This is a genomic window from Streptococcus sp. HMSC072D05, assembly GCF_001815805.1.
Lineage (GTDB): Bacteria > Bacillota > Bacilli > Lactobacillales > Streptococcaceae > Streptococcus.
In genome coordinates, this window is sequence record NZ_KV822018.1 from 197,633 (window position 1) to 203,325 (window position 5,693).

4 protein-coding genes are annotated in these 5,693 nt (G+C 40.8%); 1 reads left to right on the forward strand and 3 read right to left on the reverse strand.

Annotation, left to right across the window (positions count from 1 at the left end; all coding sequences use genetic code 11):
• The coding region (locus HMPREF3057_RS05045) for an ABC transporter ATP-binding protein (protein WP_070696722.1) at window positions 1-648 on the reverse strand (648 nt) is incomplete at its 3' end.
• 283 nt (window positions 649-931) lie between these two features.
• Here HMPREF3057_RS05045 and HMPREF3057_RS05050 point away from each other — a divergent pair.
• Window positions 932-1,414, forward strand: coding sequence for an S-ribosylhomocysteine lyase (locus HMPREF3057_RS05050; RefSeq protein WP_000032544.1), 483 nt, complete (start codon window positions 932-934; stop codon window positions 1,412-1,414).
• A 59-nt stretch (window positions 1,415-1,473) separates the two neighbouring features.
• Here HMPREF3057_RS05050 and HMPREF3057_RS05055 read toward each other — a convergent pair whose 3' ends face one another.
• Complete coding sequence (locus HMPREF3057_RS05055; RefSeq protein ID WP_001063360.1) at window positions 1,474-3,579, reverse strand: ATP-dependent Clp protease ATP-binding subunit; 2,106 nt, start codon at window positions 3,577-3,579, stop codon at window positions 1,474-1,476.
• A gap of 453 nt (window positions 3,580-4,032) precedes the next feature.
• The coding region (locus HMPREF3057_RS05060; protein WP_142350340.1) for a Spy0128 family protein at window positions 4,033-5,693 on the reverse strand (1,661 nt) is incomplete at its 5' end.

The window sequence follows — 5,693 nt, forward strand, 5'->3', positions numbered from 1 at the left end:
ATCTTCTAGCGTTCCCTGTTCGATAATTTGCCCATGATGAATCAAGACTACATCATCTGTTACCATTTGTACCTCAGACAGGATATGAGAGGATAGAAGGACGGTTTTCCCAAAATCAGCCTGCTGGCGAATGAACCTTCTAAACCACTTAATCCCACTTGGATCTAGTCCATTAGTCGGCTCATCTAATATAAGAAACTGAGGATCACCTAGTAAAGCTACTGCCAACCCCAGGCGCTGCCCCTCTCCTAGAGACAGGCTTGATAAGAAATCCTTTTTCTTATGAGCGATCCCAGTCATATCCAATACCTCATCAATCCGAAACTTCGGAATAGCATTACTTGCAGCAATAATATGCAGATGGTCGTAAACCTTTCTATTTGGCAGACCTCCAATACCGTCAAAAGCTGCACCTACTGTTTTGAGAGGATAAATCATTGACTGATAGGTTTGTCCATCAAAAGTCGCAGTTCCTGCTGTCGCCCGATCTAAGCCCAAGAGAATCCTCAAGGTCGAGCTTTTTCCTGCACCATTATGTCCTAGAAAAGCCGTAATGCGACCACTCCTAGCTGTAAAAGAAATATCCTTTAAAATTTGCTTGTCTCCATATTTTTTAGAAACACGATCAATTTTTACAATATGTTCCATACTGAACTCCTTTATCTTTATTTTCTCCAGTATACCCAATCTAGTTCAGAATTAGTTCAGAGATTAAACAGAAATTTCAGAAAAAGTTGATCCACTTTTCAAAAGTCACCTGAGTTCCACTAGAAAAACTAAACTTTTCTTTCACAAGGTATTCTTCTCTCCATTCTTTCTTTATAATTCTGAGGTTTATGTATAGAGACTTTATTATAAAAAGTCATTTATCAAACTCCATCAACAGCACCCTTTATGTTATAATGAAAGAAGAAAACTGAAAGGATTTACCATGTCAAAAGAAGTTATTGTTGAAAGTTTTGAACTTGACCACACCATTGTTAAAGCACCTTATGTTCGCTTGATTGGGGAAGAAACGGGGCCAAAGGGAGACATCATCTCCAACTTTGATATTCGCTTGGTACAGCCAAATGAAGACTCTATCCCTACTGCTGGGCTTCACACTATCGAACACCTCTTGGCCAAACTCATCCGTACCCGAATTGACGGCATGATTGACTGTTCACCATTTGGTTGTCGCACAGGCTTCCACATGATTATGTGGGGTCGCCATACCAGTGCTGAAATTGCAGCTGTTATCAAGGATTCGCTCAAGGAAATTGCTGAAACCACTACTTGGGAAGATGTCCCTGGAACAACCATCGAATCTTGCGGAAACTACAAGGACCACAGCCTCTTTTCTGCTAAAGAATGGGCAAAACTCATCCTGGAACAAGGAATCTCAGATGATGCCTTTGAGCGCCATGTCATCTAAACACAAAAAGGAACCAGCTTTTAGCTAGTTCCTTCTTTTTTTATTCTCAAAATCTTGAGTTAGGCTTTTTCACGAATAACCAAAACGCCATCTTCCATATCTGCTTCCAAATGTTTAGCATCTAGATGATCCAAGTGGAAGTCCGTCACCTTATCACGAATTTGTTGTTCAACCACGCGACGGAGAGGACGAACACCCATAACTTCGTCATAGCCTTCTTCTGTGATAAAGTCCTTAGCTGCTTGGCTGACTTCCAAATCAATGTCTTTCTTAGCCAAGGTTTGGTTGACTTCAGCCAACATCAAGTCCACAATCTTAGAAAGGTCTTCCTTATTCAAGTGTGAGAACTCGATAACTGCGTTAAAGCGGTTAAGGAATTCTGGACGGAAGTATGGTTTCAAACGATCCATTAATTCTGGTTTATCTGCATCTTCTGTCAAGTTAGCTTCATAGCCAAATCCAGCATTTGATGTCGCGATAATGACCGTGTTCTTGAAGTTCACTGTATTTCCTTGACCATCAGTCAAACGACCGTCATCCAAGACCTGAAGGAGAAGGGTGATTACTTGAGGATCCGCCTTTTCAATTTCGTCCAAGAGAATGATAGAGTAAGGATTACGACGAACACGTTCTGTCAAAGTATTGCTATTGTCATCATAACCCACATAACCTGCTGTTGTACCGATTAACTTAGATACAGCTGTGCGGTCACTGTATTCAGACATATCCAAACGAATGATAGCATCCTTAGTTCCAAACATATCCAGTGCCAATTGCTTAGCGAGCTCGGTCTTACCAACCCCAGTTGGACCTACAAAGAGGAAGCTACCGATTGGGCGATTGCCTTCATCAAAACCAGCACGGTTACGACGAATAGCACGAGCCACTGCTTCTACTGCCTTGTCTTGGCCGATAACCTTGTGTTCCAAACGATGAGCCATATCTTTTAGGCGTTCGATATCAGATGCCCCCATTTGAGAAACTGGGATACCAGTCATACGCTCTACGGACTCGGCCACATCATTGACAGTGGCAGTCACTTTCATGTCTTCTGTGTGGTTTTCGACTTTTTTCTCTAATTCTGCAATGCGAGTTTTAGCATTGAGAGCTGCTTCAAAGTCTTCTGCCTCAACTGCTTTTTCTTGCTTGTCTTTTTCTGCCTCAATTTCCCGTTCAACAGCATGCACATCTGTTACAGGATGTTGAGCTGCCAAGTGAGCAGCCGTTACGTCTACAAGGTCAATAGCCTTATCTGGCAAGCTACGTTGAGGAATGTATTGGATAGAATAATCCACTGCTGCTTTCAAGACTTCGTCTGGCAAGATGACATTGTGGTGTTGTTGATAGAGGTCACGAATCCCTTGAAGGATTTTAAAGGTATCCTCTGCTGAAGGAGCATTGACCTTGACTTCGTTGAAACGACGAGCAAGAGCTGCATTTTTCAAGATGGTGTTACGGTATTCGTCTTGAGTTGTCGCTCCAATAACGGTCAATTCACCACGAGAGAGAGCTGGCTTGAGAATGTCCGCAAGCCCTTTAGAACCACTGTCTCCTCCGATTGAGCCAGCGCCAAGGATTTGGTGAATTTCATCAAAGAAGAGGATAATATTCCCTGCTTCTTTCACCTCATTGACTAGATTTTGAACGTTTTCTTCAAAGCTACCACGGTATTGAGTACCAGCCTCAAGACCTGAGATATCAATAGAAATAATTTCCTTGTTCTTGATGGCAGCCGGAACATCTCCATTCACAATAGCTTGTGCTAGACCTTCGACAACGGCTGTCTTACCAACACCTGCATCTCCGACCAAAACAGGATTATTTTTCGTACGACGCGAGAGGATTTCAGATGTTTCTTGAATTTCCTTGTTTCGTCCAATAACAGGATCCAACTTGCCTTCACGAGCTTCCGCTGTCAAGTTACGACCTAGTTTAGCAAGGACACCGTCTTGTTTCATACCTGAAGCGTGTTGTTGCATTTGTGCATCAGATTCTGCATTACCTGGCAATTGACCAGTTGCACGATAGTGAGCAAATTCCTCAGGTGTCACTTCACGTCCATTAATCAAGTAGCGACGATTTTCAGAACTATATCCTCGCATACCTCCCATCAATTGGTTAAATAAATCATCCATGTTGTTAAAGTTATTAAAGTTGTTGTTCATATTCTTTACCTCGTTTATTCTTAATTATATGCGATCTCTGATATTGACTATCTTTGATCTTTGTTTTAAAAATTTTAGACTAGCTAACTAGCTACCCTACGTATAATTTCTGGTTTTTCTTTCTTAAATAAGCCTTTTATCATCTTCTTTTCAAAATCTGTTAGATTTAACATAGGCCTCACCCCTTTCTAGGGTATCTATCATACATTTTCAAGAAATAGGATCATTGAAAATGAAGTTTTCTAAGGAATTCATTTTCCTTATGTTTCTACTATACCACTTTAGTCAGTAAAAGTCAATAACTTTTTGACCAAATTTGACTATTTTTTTAAAAAATTTTTTGAAGTACAAAAAAAGCCCCTAGAAAACGAATTTTCTAGAGACTTTCTCTATCAGGTTTAAGAGAGAAGTAGAATTCTCACTTACCAAGTTTCATGTTTCTTCTACAAAAGCTTAAGCTTTGCGTTTTACGAAGAATACCAATCCACTCAATGCCAAGACTACAAATCCAAGCGCAGAAAGGATAGAGGTTGCTTCCCCTGTGTTTGGAAGTTCAGCTTTACCTTTAGTCTCAGTAGCTGGAGGTGCTGGTTTTGGATCCTCTTTTTGTCCTGGACCAGTTGGTTCTGTTCCTGGAGTTGGATTTGTTCCTGGATTATTTGGCGTTGGATCTGGTGTTGGTGCTGGATCTGGCGTTGTTCCTGGATTATTTGGAGCTGGATTTGGATTTGGTTCTGGTGTTGGTGTTGGAACAGTGTATTTATTTGTAAATACAACTTCTTTACCATCGGCATACGAAACCCTTGCAGTCAAGAGACCTTGATCATCCGCAACTACAGTGACTGTTACGGTATGCTCAGTCTTATCGTATTCAATACCCTCTTCAGTACCAACTTTTTCAACCAAGGTATAAGTGTAAGTACCTGCTTCTTCGAATGAACGAACAAAGGCTACTTTACCTTCGGCAGTATTCTTAGCTGTAGCTACAACGGCGCCTTTCTCTTTCAATTCGAAAGTATAAGCATCAGCCGCAAGTTCTTTACCTTCAAGTTTCTTAGTTGCTTCAATCGTAGCTTCTACCGCTGGTGCTTTGAAGCTATTCTTGAAGACATTACCTGCTGGATATTCAACAGCTGCCTTCAAGGCGTTGGTTGCTGCATCTTTGGTTACTGTTACCTTTGCAGTCTTTTCTGTATCGTAAGTAATACCAGTTGCTCCAGCATTCACTTCTTTTACAGTATAAGTATGAACACCTTCTGCATCATAGTTGATTGTATTAAATGTTACTTTCCCACCTTGGTTTGTTTTTGTATCAATTTTTTGTCCATCTTTGTACAATTCAAATTGGAACTCACCATCAACCAAAGTACGACCAGTCAATTCTTTCGTAAACTCAAGTGTTGCTGATGTAGCTGTTGGAGCTGGTGCTGTATAAATATTTGTGAAGACCCGTTCTGTATCCGCATCTTCTACAGTCGCAACCAATTGGCCTTTACCATCATCCGCAACAGTGACGAACACTTCATACGCAGTTTGATCATAAGTGATTGTTTTATCGTCACCAGCTTTTTCAGTAATAGTGTAAGCGTAATCGCCTGCTGCTGAGAAAGTGACGTTGAAGACAACTTCTCCTGAGGCAGTATTCTTAGCCGTAGCTACAAGGTCTGAACCTTCTTTCAGTTCGAAAGTATAAGCATCAGCTTCAAGCGCTTTTCCTTTCAAGACTTTCTTAGCTTTGATTGTAGCCTGCGCAGGTTCCGCTTTATAGTCATTAACGAAAACTGGTGTTTCACTTGTAACTGTCGCGACAAGTTGACCTGAGCCATTATCTTTCACTTCTACAGTTGCTGGATGTTCTGTTTTATCATAAGTTACACCAAGTTTATTGCCAACCTTTTCTGTAATAGTATAGTTATATACTCCTGCTTTTGAATAGCTAATTTCAGAAAAACGAATCAATCCACCAGCAGCATTCTTTGCTGTCGCAACAACCTTATCACCCTCTTTCAGTTCAAACTCAAACTCATCTATCTCTAGCTCTTTACCGTTCAAAACTTTTTTAGCTTCAATAGCAATTTTTGCTGGAGCTGCTTTATAAGTGTTGGTGAAGGTTG